Genomic DNA, 16,206 nt, shown 5'->3' with positions numbered 1-16,206 from the left:
CCGGATTTTTTTAGAGCACCTGGACGATGGCGCGGGTAACGGTATCCAGGTTGCCGTTGTTCAGCGCGGCGACGCAGATGCGGCCGGTGCCGACGGCGTAGATGCCGAACTCGTTCTTCAGGCGCTCGACCTGCTCGGCGGTCAGGCCGGAGTAGGAGAACATGCCGCGCTGCTCGGCAACGAAGCTGAAGTCGCGCTTGGCGCCCAGGGCAGCCAGTTGCTCGACCATGGCGACGCGCATGGCGCGGATGCGGGTGCGCATTTCGCCCAGCTCTTCTTCCCAGACCGCACGCAGTTCCGGGCTGTTCAGCACGGCGGCGACGACGCTGGCGCCGTGGGTCGGCGGGTTGGAGTAGTTGGTGCGGATCACGCGCTTGACCTGGGACAGGACGCGGGTGGATTCCTCGCGGCTGTCGGTCACGACCGACAGGGCGCCAACGCGCTCGCCGTACAGCGAGAACGACTTGGAGAAGGAGCTGGACACGAAGAAGTTCAGGCCCGACTTGGCGAACAGGCGCACGGCGGAGGCGTCTTCGTCGATACCGTCACCGAAGCCCTGGTAGGCGATGTCGAGGAACGGCACGTGGCCCTTGGCCTTGAGCACGTCCAGGACCTGCTTCCAGTCGTCCATGGTCAGGTCGACGCCGGTCGGGTTGTGGCAGCAGGCATGCAGCACAACGATGGACTGCGAGGGCAGGGCGTTGAGGTCTTCCAGCAGGCCGGCGCGGTTCACGCCGTTGGTGGCGGCGTCGTAGTAACGGTAGTTCTGCACCGGGAAGCCGGCTGCTTCGAACAGCGCGCGGTGGTTTTCCCAGCTCGGGTCGCTGATGGCGACAGTGGCGTTGGGCAGCAGGCGCTTGAGGAAGTCGGCACCGGTCTTCAGCGCGCCGGTACCGCCGACGGCCTGGGTGGTGACCACACGGCCTTCGGCCAGCAGTTCGGAATCAGCGCCGAACAGCAGCTTCTGCACGCCCGAATCGTAGGCAGCGATGCCTTCGATCGGCAGGTAGCCGCGCGGTGCGTGGGCCTCGATGCGGGCTTTCTCCGCGGCCTGTACGGCGCGCAGCAACGGGAGACGGCCTTCCTCGTTGTAATAAACGCCTACGCCCAGGTTGATCTTGCCCGGACGGGTATCGGCGTTGAAAGCTTCGTTCAGGCCCAGGATCGGGTCACGGGGGGCCATTTCGACAGCGGAGAACAGACTCATTTTGGCAGCAGCTCTAAGGCGGGAGTGAAGTGCAATTGCAACCCACCCGCACACGGCGCTGGGGGTTGCGTCGACGGGCCGGTATTATATAGGCCTCTACAGCAGGCGGCGAGTTGTCGCGCGTGCTTTTCGACTGGTATGACGCTTTGGCGACCGAAGCGTCACACGCCAAAGCGAGGTTCCCATGTCGATTTTTCAACTGGATTCGCGATTCGAGCCCGCCGGCGATCAGCCCGAAGCCATCCGACAGATGGTGGAAGGACTGGAAGCGGGGCTGTCGCACCAGACGCTGTTGGGGGTGACCGGCTCGGGCAAGACCTTCAGCATCGCCAACGTCATTTCCCAGGTGCAGCGCCCGACCATGGTGCTGGCGCCGAACAAGACGCTGGCCGCGCAGCTCTATGGCGAGTTCAAGACCTTCTTCCCGAACAACGCCGTCGAGTACTTCGTCTCCTACTACGACTACTACCAGCCCGAGGCCTATGTACCGTCCTCGGACACCTATATCGAGAAGGATTCCTCGATCAACGACCACATCGAGCAGATGCGGCTGTCGGCGACCAAGGCGCTGCTGGAGCGCAAGGACGCCATCATCGTCTGCACCGTGTCGTCGATCTACGGCCTGGGTGACCCGGCGTCCTACCTGAAGATGGTTCTGCACCTGGACCGCGGCGACAAGATGGACCAGCGCGAGCTGCTGCGCCGCCTGACCAGCCTGCAGTACACCCGCAACGACATGGATTTCGCCCGCGCCACCTTCCGCGTGCGCGGCGATGTCATCGATGTCTTCCCGGCGGAATCGGACCTGGAGGCCATCCGCATCGAGCTGTTCGACGACGAAGTGGAGAACATCGCCGCCTTCGATCCGCTGACCGGCGAGGTGCTGACCAAGCTGCCGCGCTTCACTTTCTACCCCAAGAGCCACTACGTCACCCCGCGGGAGACGCTGCTCGAAGCGGTGGAGCACATCAAGGCCGAGCTCAAGCAGCGCCTGGACTACCTGCGCACCAACAACAAGCTGGTGGAAGCCCAGCGCCTGGAGCAACGCACTCGCTTCGACCTGGAGATGATCCTCGAGCTGGGCTACTGCAACGGCATCGAGAACTACTCGCGCTACCTCTCCGGGCGCGGTCCCGGCGAGCCGCCACCGACGCTCTACGACTACCTGCCGGACAACGCCCTGCTGGTGATCGACGAATCCCACGTCAGCGTTCCCCAGGTCGGCGCCATGTACAAGGGCGACCGCTCACGCAAGGAAACCCTGGTGGAGTACGGCTTCCGCCTGCCCTCGGCGCTGGACAACCGCCCGCTGCGCTTCGAGGAGTGGGAGTCGATCAGTCCGCAGACCATCTTCGTCTCCGCAACGCCTGGCCCCTACGAGGATCAGCACGCCGGTCGCGTGGTCGAGCAGGTGGTACGCCCCACCGGTCTGGTCGACCCGGAAGTGGAAATCCGCCCGGCGACCACCCAGGTGGACGACCTGCTCTCGGAAATCGGCAAGCGCGTGGCAGTGGACCAGCGCGTGTTGGTGACCACCCTGACCAAGCGCATGGCCGAGGACCTCACCGACTACCTGGGCGACCATGACGTGCGCGTGCGCTACCTGCACTCGGACATCGATACCGTGGAACGGGTGGAAATCATCCGCGACCTGCGCCTGGGCAAGTTCGACGTACTGGTAGGCATCAACCTCCTGCGCGAGGGCCTGGACATGCCCGAGGTGGCGCTGGTGGCGATCCTCGATGCGGACAAGGAAGGCTTCCTGCGTTCCGAACGCTCGCTGATCCAGACCATCGGCCGCGCCGCGCGGAACCTGCACGGCAAGGCGATCCTCTACGCCGACAGGATCACCGGCTCCATGGAGCGGGCGATCAACGAGACCGAGCGCCGTCGTACCAAGCAGCTGGAGTTCAACGCCAAGCACGGCATCGTGCCCAAGGGTGTGAAGAAGGATATCAAGGACATCCTCGAGGGTGCCGTGGTGCCGGGCGCCAAGGGCAAGCGCCGCAGCCTGGCGAAAGTGGCGGAGGAGAGTGGGAAGTACGAAAACGAGCTGCGCACGCCCGACGAGATCGGCAAACGTATCAAGCAGCTGGAGGAGCGCATGTACCAACTGGCCCGCGACCTGGAGTTCGAAGCCGCGGCCGGGGTGCGCGACGAGATCGGCAAGCTGCGCGACCGTATGGTGTCGATGGGGTAAGAGGAGGGCGGGGCGTTCAGTGCGCCCCGGCTCCCGCGCCAGCCCCCATGCCCGCCGGTAGCGGACGAGTCAGGAGCACCGCCACCATGCTGATCGCCAGCACGATGCCAATGGCATGGAAGGCATCGTTGTAAGCCATGATCGCCGCCTGCTGGTGGACGATCTCGCTGATCTTGCCCAGCGCCGCCTGCTGCGTGCCCAGTTGAGAGGTCAGCTGCGCCAGTCGCTCGTCTACCGCGCCATTCACCGGCACCACCGCTTCGCGCAGGTAGTCGTAATAGACCTTGGCACGGCTATCCAGCAGGGTCGCCAGCAGCGCGATGCCGATGGCGCCGCCGAGGTTGCGCAGGATGTTGAACAGGCTGGAAGCCGAGCCCGCGTCCTGCGGCTGCAAGTAAACGGTGGCGATCAGCGAGATGGTGACCATCACCATCGGCTGGCCGAGGGCGCGCAGCAGCTGGATCTGGTTGAACTGCGGGCCGGCGAAGTCCGGGTTGAGCACGCCGGAGAAAAAGCTCGCCATGCCAAACAGGCCGAAGCCTATAGCGCAGAGCAGGCGCGGCTCGATGATCTTCATCAGCTTGGGAATCAGCGGGATGAGGAACAGCTGCGGCACGCCCATCCACATGATCACCTCGCCGATCTGCATGGCGTTGTAGCCCTGGATCTGCGCGAGATACAGCGGTAGCACGTAGATCGAACCGTACAGCCCCATTCCCAGGCCGATGCTGGAAATGCTCGACAGCCCGAAGTTGCGGTTGCGCAGGATGCCCAGGTTGATCAGCGGGTTCGGTCGCGAGGTCTGCAGGATCACGAAGAGGATCAGGCTGACCAGGGCGATGCTGCCCAGGCTGACGATCAGGTTCGACTCCAGCCAGTCCTTGCGGTGGCCTTCCTCGAGGAACACCTGCAGGCAGCCCAGGCCGATGGCCATGGTGACGATGCCGGCGTAGTCGGTGCTTTTCAGCAGTTCCCAGTGCGCTTCCTTCTTCTCCAGGCCGTAGAGCAGGCCGGCGATCATCAGCAGGCCCGGCGGGATGTTGATGTAGAAGATGTATTCCCAGCCGAAGTTCTCCGTCAGCCAGCCGCCCAGGGTCGGGCCGATGGAGGGCGCGAAGGTGGCGGTGATGGCGAACAACGCCATGCCCTTGGGGCGGTGGTGTTCCGGCAGCTTGATCAGCGCCAGGGTAAAGGCGAGGGGGATCAGCGCGCCGCCGGTGAAGCCCTGCATGGCGCGGAACACGATCATGCTCTCCAGGTTCCAGGCGAACGAGCAGAGCAGCGACGAGAACAGGAAGCCGACGGAGATCATCCACGCCAGCCGGCGCGCCGAGAGCAGCTGCACCAGCCAGGCGGTGAGCGGGATCATGATGATCTCGGCCACCAGGTAGGAGGTGGAAATCCACGAGCCTTCTTCCAGGGTGGCGGCCAGCGCCCCCTGGATGTCTTTCAGCGAAGAGTTGGTGATCTGGATGTCGAGCACCGCCATGAACGCGCCGAGCATGGCGCTGAACACGGCAATCCAGTCGCGGCGGGTCGGCTCGCCGACCGGCCGGATCAGTTGATCACCGGCCACGCAGCTCGACCTCGGCCTCGACCGACATGCCTGGGCGGATCAGCCCTTGCAGCGGAGTGTCGGTGGCGAAGGTGATCTTGACCGGAATGCGCTGCACCACCTTGGTGAAGTTGCCGGTGGCGTTGTCCGGCGGCAGCAGGCTGAACTGCGCACCGGAGGCGGCGAACAGGCTCTGGACCTGGCCTTCGATGGGCTGGTCGGGGAAGGAGTCGAATACCAGTCGGACGGTCTGGCCGGGGCGCATCTTGCCGATCTGGGTTTCCTTGAAGTTGGCCTGGACCCAGATGCCGTCGTCCGGCACCAGCGACAGCAACTGGCTGCCGACCTGCACGTACTGGCCGATGCGGGCGCCACGCTGGCCGACCAGACCGCTGACCGGCGCGTGGATTTCGGTACGGGCGAGGTTGATCTCGGCCTGGGTGATGTCGGCGCGGGCGCTTTCGATCTGCGCCTGCAGGCGCTGCACGTCGGTGCCCAGGGTTTCGCGCTGCACGCGCTGGGCCTGCAGGTCGGCCTGGGCCTTGGCCACTTGCGAGCGGGCGACGTTGGAGTCAGCGGCCAGGGTGGTCACGCGCTCTTCCGACACGTAGCCGGGCTTGCGCAGGGCCTGGGCACGGCCGAGGTCGACCTCGGTGCGGCCGAGGGTGGCCTGGCTGGCGTTCACGTCGGCCGCGCTGGCGGCGATCATGCTGGTCTGGCCCTTGAGCTTGCTGCGCGCCTGCTCCAGTTCCGCCTCGCGGGTGGCCAGGGTGGCCTTTGCACGGTCCAGCGCAAGCTGGAAGTCGGCGGCTTCGAGCTTCACCAGCAACTGGCCTTTCTCGACGTGCTGGTTGTCCTGCACCAGCACCTCGTCGACGCGGGCACCGAGCTGGCTGGCGATGCGGGTGATCTCACCCTGCACGTAGGCATTGTCGGTGCTCTCGACGAAGCGGCCGATGAAGTACCAGCGCGCCAGGAAGGCGAAGGCGACCACCACGAGGATGACGAAGAACACGGACAGGCGGCGTTTCAATTGTGCGGGCATAGGTAAACGAGCGTTTGGTTGGCCAAAAAATGTTTGCCAATGTAACAGTGTTCCGTGGCGGCACGTAGCCGCTACACTTCGGAAACTTTGTTGCTTATAGGGAACAATCATGGGGCTGGATGATGCGCTGATCTTCACTCGCGTCGTGGAACTGCACAGCTTCACCCAGGCGGCGCAGAGCCTGGGGATGCAGAAATCCACGGTGAGCCGGCGTATCGCGCTGCTCGAAGAGCGCCTGGGCGTGCGCCTGATCAACCGCACCACGCGCAAGCTGCGTCTCACCGAAGTGGGCCAGGCCTACTACGACCGCTGTCGGCAGATCATGCACGACTTCGCCGAGGCGGAGCAGGCGGTGATGCAGTTGCAGCAGGCGCCTTCGGGATTGTTGCGGATCAGCGCGCCCATCGAGTTCGGCCAGATGTACCTGGCCAAGGTAGTGGGCGACTTCATGAACCTTTATCCACAGATCACCGCTGAGGTCGAACTGACCTCGCGCACCGTCGATCCGCTGGAGGAGGGCGTGGACATCGTCATCATGGTCGGCCAGCCAGAGGACTCGACCCTCATCGCCCGGCGCATGCTGACCACCAGCCGCTGCCTGTGTGCCAGCCCGGAGTACCTGGAGCTGCATGGCCGCCCGGAAACCGTCGAGGAACTGGCCGGCCACCGCGCCGTGCTGCTGCAGGCCGATTCCCAGCGCTACTGGCCGCTGCGCGGAGAAACCGTGCCGTGCCACCGGGTGCTGTCGTGCAACAACATCACTTTCGCCCGCGAAGCCGTGCTGGCCGGAGTGGGGATCGCCTCGCTGCCGGAGCTGATCGTCGACGAACAGTTGGCCAGCGGAAGTCTGGTGCGCGTGCTGCCGCAGGTCCAGCTGCCGGTGGGCGAGCTGTACGCCGTGTACCCGTCGCGGCGCTTCCAGGCGATGAAGGTTAAGGCTTTCCTCGATTTCATGATCAATAACCTGCCCCTTGATCCCGGTCGCTGGCTGGAGCCGAAGGTGGCCCGCCTGATACCATCGCACCCATGAGCGCGCGCGCCGTCGCGCGCTGTCCGCCTCACACGAAGAATTGCTGCACACGAGAGCCTTCATGACCACAGTCCGCACCCGTATCGCGCCGTCTCCCACCGGCGACCCGCACGTCGGCACCGCGTATATCGCGCTGTTCAACCTCTGCTTCGCCCGCCAGCACGGCGGTCAGTTCATTCTGCGCATCGAGGACACCGACCAGGTGCGCTCGACCCGCGAATCGGAACAGCAGATCTTCGACGCGCTGCGCTGGCTGGGTATCGAGTGGGACGAGGGCCCGGACGTCGGCGGCCCGCACGGCCCGTACCGGCAGAGCGAACGTGGCGCTATCTATAAGCAGTACAGCGACGAACTGGTCGAGAAAGGCCACGCCTTCCCCTGCTTCTGCTCCTCCGAGCGCCTCGACGCGCTGCGCGCCGAACAGCAGGCGCGCAAGGAAACTCCGCGCTACGACGGCCACTGCATGCACCTTGCGAAAGAGGAGTCGGCCAAGCGCATCGCCGCCGGCGAATCCCACGTGGTGCGCATGAAGGTGCCGACCGAGGGCGTCTGCGTGGTACCGGACATGCTCCGTGGCGACGTGGAAATCCCGTGGGACCGTATGGACATGCAGGTGCTGATGAAGGCCGACGGCCTGCCCACCTACTTCCTCGCCAACGTGGTCGACGACCATCTGATGGGTATCACCCACGTCCTGCGCGGTGAAGAATGGCTGCCGTCGGCGCCCAAGCTGATCAAGCTGTACGAGTACTTCGGCTGGGAGCAGCCGGTGCTCTGCTACATGCCGCTGCTGCGCAACCCGGACAAGAGCAAGCTGTCCAAGCGCAAGAACCCCACCTCGATCACCTTCTACGAGCGCATGGGCCTGCTGCCCCAGGCGCTGCTGAACTACCTCGGCCGCATGGGCTGGTCCATGCCCGACGAGCGCGAGAAGTTCAGCCTTGCGGAGATGATCGAGTACTTCGACCTGTCCCGCGTGTCGCTGGGCGGCCCGATCTTCGACGTCGAGAAGCTCTCCTGGCTGAACGGCCAGTGGATTCGCGAGCTGTCGGTGGAGGACTTCGCCAAGGAAGTGCAGAAGTGGGCGCTCAACCCCGAGTACCTGATGAAGATCGCCCCGCACGTACAAGGCCGCGTGGAGAACTTCAGCCAGATCGCCCCGCTGGCCGGCTTCTTCTTCAGCGGTGGCGTGCAACTGGACGCCAAGCTGTTCGAGCACAAGAAGCTCGACGCCACCCAGGTTCGCCAGGTCCTGCAACTGGTGCTGTGGAAGCTCGAAGCGCTGCGCCAGTGGGAAAAGGACCGCATTACCGCGACCATCCAGGCCGTGGCCGAGCACCTCGGCCTCAAGCTGCGTGACGTGATGCCGCTGATGTTCCCGGCCATCACCGGCCAGGCCAGTTCGGTGTCGGTGCTCGACGCCATGGAGATCCTCGGCGCCGATCTGTCGCGCTATCGCTTGCGCCAGGCCCTGGAACTGTTGGGCGGTGCGTCGAAGAAAGAAGCCAAGGAGTGGGAAAAGATTCGCGACGCCATCGGCTCCTGAGTTCTTTCCTACACTGAAAAAGGCCGGGCGCTGCGAAGCGTCCGGCCTTTTTCATGCTGGCGCTGGTGGTTGCGGGCGAGCCGGAAGAGGGCAGGCGAGCCGCGGATTTCGCCGGGCGGAAACCGGGGCGGTCACATAAGTGATTGTTCTTTGGGAGAAAAAAATAAGAAATCTGAAAAAATGTTGTTGACAGGGGTTCGCCTCACCCCTAAGATGCGCCCCGTTCCAGCGACGAACTGAACTGACAGGGCGGAACGGAACGATAGATCCAGCGGTACTTTGGGGCTATAGCTCAGCTGGGAGAGCGCTTGCATGGCATGCAAGAGGTCGACGGTTCGATCCCGTCTAGCTCCACCAAATTACCAGTAGGTCTTGCCTGGTCCGGGCAAGGCTGAAATCGAAGGTTTTGCGTCCCCTTCGTCTAGTGGCCTAGGACACCGCCCTTTCACGGCGGTAACAGGGGTTCGAGTCCCCTAGGGGACGCCACTTATCCAGCGACGATGCGTTCGCGTCGTCAGCCAGAGTCATCTGGGGCTATAGCTCAGCTGGGAGAGCGCTTGCATGGCATGCAAGAGGTCGACGGTTCGATCCCGTCTAGCTCCACCAAATTCCCATATGGGATGAAGCCAGAATCCACCGCCTGGTGGGTTTCTTCGAAGGATATGTCCCCTTCGTCTAGTGGCCTAGGACACCGCCCTTTCACGGCGGTAACAGGGGTTCGAGTCCCCTAGGGGACGCCATTTTTATCGCTCTGCGATGCCTATAGGGCCACTGAGACTTTCAGTGGCCCTTTTGTTTTTCTCCCTCCAGAAAATTTCCCTCCGACCAGTGGTCGCGCTTTTCGCTTGCCGATTTTTATTACGAGAATAATATTCTCTCCATAATATTTGCCCGAGCGAGCAGTCAGCCATGAGCGACAAGAAAGCCCAGACCCGCGAACGCATCCTGTCCGCCGCCACCAGCGCATTGCTGCAGCGTGGGCCGGTCGGCCCCAGCGTGGGCGAAGTGATGTCGGCGGCGGGGCTGACGGTGGGCGGCTTCTACTCGCACTTCGAGAGCAAGGACGCGCTGATGCTGGAGGCCTTCCGCGAGTTGCTCGCCAAGCGCCGCGAAGGGCTCAAGCGCTTCGACCCGCAATTGAGCTTCGCCGAGCGCCGCGCGCTGACGGCGCAGTACTACCTGTCGCGCAAGCACCGCGATACCGAGGAGGAGGGCTGCCCGATCCCCAGTTCACTGAACGAGATCGCCGATCTGCCGGAAGCTTTCCGCCAGACTCTGGAAGAGCACGTGGAGTTGATGGTCGCGGCGCTGGCCGGCCGCCCCGAGGAAATCGACACCGTGCTCAGCGACATGGCCCTGATGATTGGCGGATTGGCGCTGGCTCGTGCCCTGGGCACCGGCGACCTGTCCGATCGTGTCCTGCGTGCCGCGAAAAAAGCGGTGATCTGAGGAGGTACGGCAATGAACAGTCTGAGCTGGGTTCGAGGAATCAATGCCACCCTGGGCCGCGTCGCGCCGAAATGGGCGGCGCAGCGCATGCGTCAGCTCTTCGTGACGCCCAATGAATATGCCCCGCGTGACTGGGAACTGCCGCTGCTGGCCAGTTCCGAGCGCGTCACCCTGCGCTTCGGGCTGTCTGCCTTGCGCTGGGGTGAAGGGCCGGCCGTGCTGCTGATGCATGGCTGGGAAGGGCGGCCTACCCAGTTCTCAACACTGATCGAGAAGCTGGTGGGCGCCGGTTACGGCGTGATCGCCCTCGACGGGCCGGGTCACGGCCGCTCGCCCGGCCACGAAGCGGACATCGTGCTGTTCGCCCGCGCCCTGCTGGAAGCGGCCGGCGAGTTGCCGCCGCTGCGTGCCGTGATCGGTCATTCCATGGGCGGCGCCAGCGCACTGCTGGCGACCCAGATGGGCCTGCGCACCGAAACGCTGGTGACCATTGGTGCGCCGAGCAGTGTGCTGGGCGTTCTGCGCGGCTTCTCCAGGATGGTCGGCCTGCCGCCGCTGGCACGCTCGCGCTTTATCCGCATGATCGAAGCGCGCGCGGGTATCGCGGCCAAGCAGCTGGACGTCGCGCGTTATGAGCTGGACTTCCCCGGCCTGGTGGTGCATGCCGAGGACGACAGGTACGTGCGAGTCGGCGAGGCCACGGCCATCCACGAGGCGTGGCCGCGTAGTCGCCTGCTGCGCCTGAAGGAGGGCGGGCATCACCGCGTGCTGGCGGATGCAGTGGTCACCGAAGCCATTCTGGAGCTGCTGGAAGAGGCCGAGTTGCCGCTAGCCCTGGCGCTGGCTTCCTGAGCCATTCACCAGGCTGATAACGGCGGCTAAAGTCCGCCGTTTTCGTTGCATGCTGGCCCGTTGCGGGTCGTCAGGCCCGGCGCGCTGGCGTAGACTTTCGGGCATTTCCGGCCGCCCCGGCCTGGGCGCGAGGTCTTGCGCACGCGGGTGGCCGATTGGGGGAATGCATGAATCTGTCGCTGGATTGGGTGCTGCAGAAGGCGCGCCCGGTCATGCCGGTATTGGTGATCGATGACGTGGCGCTGGCGGGAGACCTGGCTCGCGCGCTGTCCGACGGTGGTGTGCGGGTGCTGGAAGTGACCCTGCGCACGCCGCAGGCGCTGGAAGCGGTGGCCGAGATCCGCCGCGAGCTGCCGGACATGATCGTCGGCGCCGGTACGCTGATCCACACCGAGCAGTTCCAGGAAGCTCGCGACGCCGGTGCGCAGTTCGCCGTCAGCCCCGGCTGCACGCCGCGCCTGGTGGCCGCCGCCGACGATGCCAAGCTGCCGTTCCTGCCGGGCGTGATGACGCCTTCCGAAGTGCTGGTGGCGCTGGAGTACGGCTACCGCTCGCTGAAGCTGTTCCCGGCCGACGGCAATGCCGCGATCAAGATGCTCAAGAGCCTGAAGGCGCCTTTCGCCGGTATCCGCTTCTGCCCGACCGGCGGCATCACCCAGGAAAACCTGCTCAACGTCCTGCGCCTGCCCAATGTCGCCTGCGTCGGCGGCACCTGGATCGCGCCGCCCAGCCTGGTCCGCGCCCGCGCCTGGGACCAGATCACCCAACTGGCCGCCGAAGCGATCGCGCTGGCCGCAAGCCTGGAGCACGCTTCATGAGTTGGCAGTTGCCCGACCCGTTCGTCATCGACATCGAGGTCAAATCCGAGGATATCGACGGCCTCGGCCACGCCAACAATGCGGTCTACGTCAGTTGGCTGGAACGCTGCGCCTGGCGTCACTCCCAGAGCCTGGGGCTGGACCTGGCCGAGTACCGCCGGCTGGATCGCGCCATGGCTGTGGTGCGCCATGAAGTGGACTACCTGGCCGCCGCCTATGAAGGCGAGCAGCTGCAACTGGCGACCTGGATCGTCCAGTCCGACCAGCGCCTGAAAATGACCCGCCACTTCCAGCTGGTGCGTCCGGCAGATGCCCTGACCCTGCTGCGCGCGCAGACCACCTTCGTCTGCATCGAGCTGTCCAGCGGCAAGCCCAAGCGCATGCCGGTGGAGTTCATCGAAGGCTACGGCCGCGCGCTGCTCTCCCCGGAAACCGTGGCCGCCGGCGCGTGATCCGTCGCGCCGCGCTTTTCCCGGCGAGGCGCATTCCCTACAATCCGCGGCCTTCGCCATAGCCCGAGATTTCCCCGTGCAGATCGCCCTGGCCCCGATGGAGGGGCTGGTAGATGACATCCTCCGCGATGTGCTGACCCGCGTCGGCGGCATCGACTGGTGCGTCACCGAATTCATCCGCATCAACGACCGGCTGTTGCCGCCGTCGTCGTTCCTGGCGCTCGCCCCGGAACTGGCACACGGCAGCCGTACCCGCGCCGGCGTACCGATGCGCGTGCAGCTGCTCGGTTCCGACCCGCAGCTGCTGGCGGAGAACGCCGTACAGGCCTGCGAGCTGGGCGCTCCGGTGATCGACCTGAACTTCGGCTGCCCGGCCAAGACGGTGAACCGCTCCCGTGGCGGCGCAGTGCTGCTGAAGGAACCGGAGCTGATGTTCAGCATCATCGAGGCGGTGCGCCGTGCGGTGCCTGCACACATTCCGGTGACCTCGAAGATGCGCCTGGGCTACGACAGCCCGGACGGCGCCATAGACTGCGCTCGCGCCCTGGCCGACGCCGGTTCCGCCCATGTGGTGGTGCACGCGCGGACCAAGGCTGACGGCTACAAGCCGCCGGCCCATTGGGAGTGGGTGGCGAAAGTGGCGGACGCGGTGAAGGTGCCGGTGTTCGCCAACGGCGAAGTCTGGACGCTGGAGGATTACCACCGCTGCCGCTCCATTAGCGGAGTGGCGGACATCATGCTCGGCCGCGGGCTGGTTTCCCGCCCGGACCTCGCCCGGCAGATCGCCGCCTGGCGCGATGGCCGCGAAGTGGTGCCGATGCCCTGGGCGGAAGTGCGTGTGCTGCTCGACGACTTCTGGCGCCAGGCCCGGCGCAAGCTGGCGCCGCGTTATGCGCCGGGGCGACTGAAGCAGTGGCTGGGGATGCTTACCCGCAGTTATCCCGAAGCTGTGGAGCTGTTCGCCCAGGTGCGCCGCGAGCACGACTGCGAAGTGCTCGACCGGATGCTGCAGGTCGAGATCGAAGCCGCCGCCTGACGCAACGGCAGTCACCTGTAAGAGCGCGCCATGCCCGCGATCGCGCGCACGGCGCGCTCTTACAGGTTATCGGCCGCCGCTGACATCGACGAAACCGCCGGTGCTGTAGCTGGACTCGTCCGAGGCGAGGAACAGGATCGCCCGCGCCACTTCTTCCGCCTCACCGCCCCGACCCAGGGGAATCGCCGACTGCAGACGCTCCACGCGCCCTGGCTCGCCGCCGCTGGCGTGGATTTCGGTGCGGATCAGCCCCGGCCGCACGGCGTTCACGCGGATGCCTTCCGTCGCCACTTCCTTGGCCAGGCCAATGGTCAGGCTGTCTACCGCGCCCTTGGCAGCGGCGTAGTCGATGTACTCGTTGGGCGAACCCAGGCGCGAGGCCATGGACGAGACGTTGACGATGCTTCCGCCTTTGCCGCCATGCTTGTGCGCCATGCGCTTCACCGCCTCGCGGCAGCAGAGGAAGGTGCCGGTGACGTTTACCGCGAACACCCGCTGCAGGCGCGCCACATCCATGTCTTCCAGGCGCATCTGGCGCTCCAGGATGCCGGCGTTGTTCACCAGCACGTCGAGGCGGCCGAAGGCTTCGTCCACTTCGCAGAACAGCCGCAGCACGTCGTCCTCGTTTGCCACGTCGGCGGCGAAGGCGCGTGCCGTGCCGCCCGCTACCGTGATCTGCGCGACCAGCGCCTGCGCCGCTTCCTGCTCGCGGCGGTAGTTGATCGCCACGGCGAAGCCGCGCTCGGCGGCCAGTAGTGCAGTGGCGGCGCCGATGCCGCGACTGGCGCCGGTGATCAGCATGACCTTGTCCATGGAATCTCGTCCTGTTGCGAAGGGGGCTTGAAATGAATTCGAGCAGCCCAATCTATGTTCCTGCGGGAGGCCGAAGACGGGTCCCGCACCGGAGTTCTGATGTCAGGCTCCAGATCATACCTTGCTGAAAATTTCAGGAGATTCGCATGAGCAACGTCCTTTCCCTCGCCCCGCTGTTCCGCCAGTCCGTCGGCTTCGATCGCTTCAACGATCTGTTCGAATCCGCCCTGCGCAGTGAAGGCGGCAGTTCCTACCCGCCCTACAACGTCGAGAAGCATGGTGACGACCAGTACCGCATCGTCATCGCCGCCGCTGGCCTGCAGGAGGAAGACCTGGAGCTGCAGGTGGAGCGCGGTGTGCTGACCGTCAACGGCGGCAAGCGCGAAAAGGCTTCCGAGAGTGTCACCTACCTGCACCAGGGCATCGCCCAGCGCGCCTTCAAGCTGTCGTTCCGCCTCGCCGACCATATCGAGGTCCAGGGCGCATCGCTGAAGAACGGCCTGCTCAGCGTCGAGCTGGTGCGCATCGTTCCGGAAGAAGCCAAGCCCAAGCGGATCGCCATCAACGGCCAGAACCCGGCCATCGAAGGCTAAGTGGCAGCCCGGCATCAGCCGGGCCGTAGCCGCAAAGCAAAACGCCCGTCTCGCAGGAGACGGGCGTTTTCGTTGGTGCCTCGATCAGCGGCCGATCAGGCCTTCTGCTGGTCCGGCAGCGGCGCCGAGCGGTTGCGCCACCAGGCGACGACGATGGCCGCCATCAGCACGAAGCCCAGGTAACCCATGGCCGGATAGACCAGGCCCACCAGCTTGACGAAGCCGACCTGGCTGGCGATGAAGGCAAGCACCACCGCGACTACGGTCGCCACGCGGAAGGGTACGCCGTAGGCAACGCAGCGCGCGGCCAGGGTGTAGGCGAAGCCACTGGTGGTGCAGTACAGCTTCACCAGCAGCAGGGCCAGCATCACGTCGCCGAACCAGGGCGCGATGTTGTTGCTCAGCAGCAGGGTGGGGATGGCGCTGCCGCCGATCACGTCGATCTGCACCAGCATCACCAGGGCCATGGCGAGGATCAGCATGCCCACGCCGATGCCGCCGAACACGCCGCCCATTGCGGCGGTGCGCAGGTTCGCCACGCTGCCGCCCATCACCACCACGGCCGCTGCGGTGGCGGCGACGTTGTAGGAGACGTAAAGCAGTGCACCGAGCAACCAGTTGGGCGCCGGGTGCGGCACCGCCAGGGCGATCTGCTCCAGCTCCGCCAGCGGCTTCTGGATATGCGTCAGCGCGTAGACGGCGATGATCGCCACGATGACCATCAGCACCGGGGTTATCAGGCTCATCAGGGTGATCACCCGCTTCAGGCCCAGGCACACGGTGATGATGGTCAGCACGCCGAGGACGATGCCGCCGATGGAGTGGCCGATGCCCAGTTGCTGCTCGAAGGAGGAGTTGGCGCCGGCGAACATCACCACCATGGTGCCGAACAGGAAGAAGGTCAGCATCAGGTCGACGACGCGGCCCAGCGGCTTGCCACAGATGTACTCCATGGCTTCCTTGTGCGACTGGGTCTGCAGGCGGCTGCCGATCTGGTAGAGATTCATCAGCAGGAAGGCGAACAGCGCCAGCGCCACCAGCGCGCCGGCCAGGCCCATGATGCCGAAGCCACCGAAGAACTGGAGGATCTCCTGGCCCGAGGCGAAGCCGACGCCCACCACCAGGCCGATGTAGGCACCGCCGAGCTTGAGACTGGTTTTCATGATCGAGACTCTGTTGTTGTTATGAGAGCGGCCCCGCTCGCGGCGGGGCCGGAAAGGGTCACGCCTGGCCGACGTAGGCCTGGACTTCCACCTCGACGTCCACGCCCAGCGCCAGTGCCGAAGCCACGCAGGAGCGCACCGGCAGGCCCTGTTCGAAGTAGCGCTTGTACACCTCGTTGAAGCCGGCGAAGTGCGCCATGTCGGACAGCCACACGGTGGCCTTCACCACCTGCGAGTAGTTGGCGCCGCAGGCTTCCAGGCTCTCGGCGATGCGGGTCATCACCGCTTCGGTCTGGGTCTGGATGTCGCCTTTCACCACCTGGCCGTCCGCGGTCATCGGGATCTGCCCGGACAGGAACAGGAAGCCGCCGGCCTTCACGGCGCGGGAGAAGGGGAAGGGCAGGGTGCTGGGGTAACGCTGGATATCGCTCATTCTAAGGTCTCCGG

The 16,206-nt window shown here is 65.2% G+C and carries 15 protein-coding genes and 4 tRNA genes; 13 read left to right on the top strand and 6 right to left on the bottom strand.

The annotated features are described in order from the left end of the window. Nucleotides 1-10 precede the first annotated feature (10 nt). A complete protein-coding gene (locus tag ABKS89_RS21180) occupies nt 11-1,207 on the bottom strand; it encodes an amino acid aminotransferase (RefSeq protein WP_045211941.1) in 1,197 nt (398 codons plus the stop codon). Between the two features lie 184 nt (nt 1,208-1,391). On the opposite strand from ABKS89_RS21180, the gene uvrB reads away from it, so the two are divergent. Further along, nucleotides 1,392-3,407, top strand: a complete 2,016-nt coding sequence (uvrB, locus tag ABKS89_RS21175; protein ID WP_348586968.1) for an excinuclease ABC subunit UvrB — start codon at nt 1,392-1,394, stop codon at nt 3,405-3,407. A gap of 16 nt (nt 3,408-3,423) precedes the next feature. Here the strand turns inward: uvrB and ABKS89_RS21170 are convergent, their stop codons facing one another. Next, a complete protein-coding gene (locus tag ABKS89_RS21170; protein ID WP_494514417.1) occupies nt 3,424-4,983 on the bottom strand; it encodes an MDR family MFS transporter in 1,560 nt (519 codons plus the stop codon). Beyond that, the gene (locus ABKS89_RS21165) at nt 4,973-6,007 is read right to left on the bottom strand and encodes an HlyD family secretion protein (protein ID WP_348586966.1); all 1,035 of its coding nucleotides are present in this window, start codon (nt 6,005-6,007) and stop codon (nt 4,973-4,975) included. The genes ABKS89_RS21170 and ABKS89_RS21165 overlap by 11 nt, the downstream gene beginning before the upstream one ends. A 109-nt stretch (nt 6,008-6,116) precedes the next feature. On the opposite strand from ABKS89_RS21165, the gene ABKS89_RS21160 reads away from it, so the two are divergent. From ABKS89_RS21160 to ABKS89_RS21110, 11 genes are all read left to right on the top strand, one after another. Next, entirely contained in the window at nt 6,117-7,037 is a 921-nt protein-coding gene (locus ABKS89_RS21160) for a LysR family transcriptional regulator (protein WP_138215026.1), read from the top strand. A gap of 61 nt (nt 7,038-7,098) precedes the next feature. After that, nucleotides 7,099-8,583, top strand: coding sequence for a glutamate--tRNA ligase (gene gltX, locus ABKS89_RS21155; protein WP_348586965.1), 1,485 nt, complete (start codon nt 7,099-7,101; stop codon nt 8,581-8,583). A gap of 281 nt (nt 8,584-8,864) precedes the next feature. Then, nucleotides 8,865-8,940 (top strand) — tRNA-Ala (locus ABKS89_RS21150). A gap of 53 nt (nt 8,941-8,993) precedes the next feature. Further along, nucleotides 8,994-9,069, top strand: a tRNA-Glu gene (locus ABKS89_RS21145). A gap of 44 nt (nt 9,070-9,113) precedes the next feature. Beyond that, nucleotides 9,114-9,189 (top strand) — tRNA-Ala (locus ABKS89_RS21140). A 58-nt stretch (nt 9,190-9,247) separates the two neighbouring features. Beyond that, nucleotides 9,248-9,323, top strand: a tRNA-Glu gene (locus tag ABKS89_RS21135). Between the two features lie 169 nt (nt 9,324-9,492). Beyond that, a complete protein-coding gene (locus ABKS89_RS21130; RefSeq protein WP_138215024.1) occupies nt 9,493-10,032 on the top strand; it encodes a TetR/AcrR family transcriptional regulator in 540 nt (179 codons plus the stop codon). Between the two features lie 12 nt (nt 10,033-10,044). Then, nucleotides 10,045-10,884, top strand: a complete 840-nt coding sequence (locus ABKS89_RS21125; protein ID WP_348586963.1) for an alpha/beta fold hydrolase — start codon at nt 10,045-10,047, stop codon at nt 10,882-10,884. Nucleotides 10,885-11,051: 167 nt separating this feature from the next. Continuing rightward, entirely contained in the window at nt 11,052-11,702 is a 651-nt protein-coding gene (locus ABKS89_RS21120; protein ID WP_348586961.1) for a bifunctional 4-hydroxy-2-oxoglutarate aldolase/2-dehydro-3-deoxy-phosphogluconate aldolase, read from the top strand. Further along, a complete protein-coding gene (locus tag ABKS89_RS21115) occupies nt 11,699-12,154 on the top strand; it encodes an acyl-CoA thioesterase (RefSeq protein ID WP_138215021.1) in 456 nt (151 codons plus the stop codon). The genes ABKS89_RS21120 and ABKS89_RS21115 overlap by 4 nt, the downstream gene beginning before the upstream one ends. A 76-nt stretch (nt 12,155-12,230) precedes the next feature. Next, nucleotides 12,231-13,190: a tRNA dihydrouridine synthase gene (locus ABKS89_RS21110; protein ID WP_348586959.1), complete on the top strand. Its 960-nt coding sequence runs from the start codon at nt 12,231-12,233 to the stop codon at nt 13,188-13,190. 66 nt (nt 13,191-13,256) lie between these two features. On the opposite strand, the gene ABKS89_RS21105 is transcribed toward ABKS89_RS21110, so the two are convergent. Then, nucleotides 13,257-14,003: an SDR family oxidoreductase gene (locus ABKS89_RS21105; RefSeq protein WP_348586957.1), complete on the bottom strand. Its 747-nt coding sequence runs from the start codon at nt 14,001-14,003 to the stop codon at nt 13,257-13,259. A gap of 146 nt (nt 14,004-14,149) precedes the next feature. On the opposite strand from ABKS89_RS21105, the gene ABKS89_RS21100 reads away from it, so the two are divergent. Beyond that, nucleotides 14,150-14,596, top strand: a complete 447-nt coding sequence (locus ABKS89_RS21100) for an Hsp20 family protein (RefSeq protein ID WP_081519355.1) — start codon at nt 14,150-14,152, stop codon at nt 14,594-14,596. A gap of 95 nt (nt 14,597-14,691) precedes the next feature. Here the strand turns inward: ABKS89_RS21100 and ABKS89_RS21095 are convergent, their stop codons facing one another. Both ABKS89_RS21095 and ABKS89_RS21090 read right to left on the bottom strand, forming a co-directional pair. Further along, the gene (locus tag ABKS89_RS21095; RefSeq protein ID WP_348586955.1) at nt 14,692-15,759 is read right to left on the bottom strand and encodes a YkvI family membrane protein; all 1,068 of its coding nucleotides are present in this window, start codon (nt 15,757-15,759) and stop codon (nt 14,692-14,694) included. 58 nt (nt 15,760-15,817) lie between these two features. Beyond that, entirely contained in the window at nt 15,818-16,192 is a 375-nt protein-coding gene (locus tag ABKS89_RS21090) for a RidA family protein (protein ID WP_184589263.1), read from the bottom strand. Nucleotides 16,193-16,206: the final 14 nt, after the last annotated feature.

This window comes from Pseudomonas sp. LABIM340 (assembly GCF_040017195.2).
Classification (GTDB): domain Bacteria; phylum Pseudomonadota; class Gammaproteobacteria; order Pseudomonadales; family Pseudomonadaceae; genus Pseudomonas.
The sequence above is the reverse complement of the archived record's forward strand: the minus strand, read 5'-3'. Positions and strand labels throughout refer to the sequence as shown.

Excerpts from the sequence above, each read along its gene's own strand:
- ABKS89_RS21120 (WP_348586961.1), top strand. The coding sequence starts at position 11,052 with ATGAATCTGTCGCTGGATTGGGTGCTGCAGAAGGCGCGCCCGGTCATG.
- ABKS89_RS21100 (WP_081519355.1), top strand. The coding sequence starts at position 14,150 with ATGAGCAACGTCCTTTCCCTCGCCCCGCTGTTCCGCCAGTCCGTCGGC.
- ABKS89_RS21095 (WP_348586955.1), bottom strand. The coding sequence starts at position 15,759 with ATGAAAACCAGTCTCAAGCTCGGCGGTGCCTACATCGGCCTGGTGGTG.
- uvrB (WP_348586968.1), top strand. The coding sequence starts at position 1,392 with ATGTCGATTTTTCAACTGGATTCGCGATTCGAGCCCGCCGGCGATCAG.
- ABKS89_RS21105 (WP_348586957.1), bottom strand. The coding sequence starts at position 14,003 with ATGGACAAGGTCATGCTGATCACCGGCGCCAGTCGCGGCATCGGCGCC.
- ABKS89_RS21090 (WP_184589263.1), bottom strand. The coding sequence starts at position 16,192 with ATGAGCGATATCCAGCGTTACCCCAGCACCCTGCCCTTCCCCTTCTCC.
- ABKS89_RS21160 (WP_138215026.1), top strand. The coding sequence starts at position 6,117 with ATGGGGCTGGATGATGCGCTGATCTTCACTCGCGTCGTGGAACTGCAC.
- ABKS89_RS21115 (WP_138215021.1), top strand. The coding sequence starts at position 11,699 with ATGAGTTGGCAGTTGCCCGACCCGTTCGTCATCGACATCGAGGTCAAA.
- ABKS89_RS21125 (WP_348586963.1), top strand. The coding sequence starts at position 10,045 with ATGAACAGTCTGAGCTGGGTTCGAGGAATCAATGCCACCCTGGGCCGC.
- ABKS89_RS21130 (WP_138215024.1), top strand. The coding sequence starts at position 9,493 with ATGAGCGACAAGAAAGCCCAGACCCGCGAACGCATCCTGTCCGCCGCC.
- ABKS89_RS21180 (WP_045211941.1), bottom strand. The coding sequence starts at position 1,207 with ATGAGTCTGTTCTCCGCTGTCGAAATGGCCCCCCGTGACCCGATCCTG.
- ABKS89_RS21165 (WP_348586966.1), bottom strand. The coding sequence starts at position 6,007 with ATGCCCGCACAATTGAAACGCCGCCTGTCCGTGTTCTTCGTCATCCTC.
- gltX (WP_348586965.1), top strand. The coding sequence starts at position 7,099 with ATGACCACAGTCCGCACCCGTATCGCGCCGTCTCCCACCGGCGACCCG.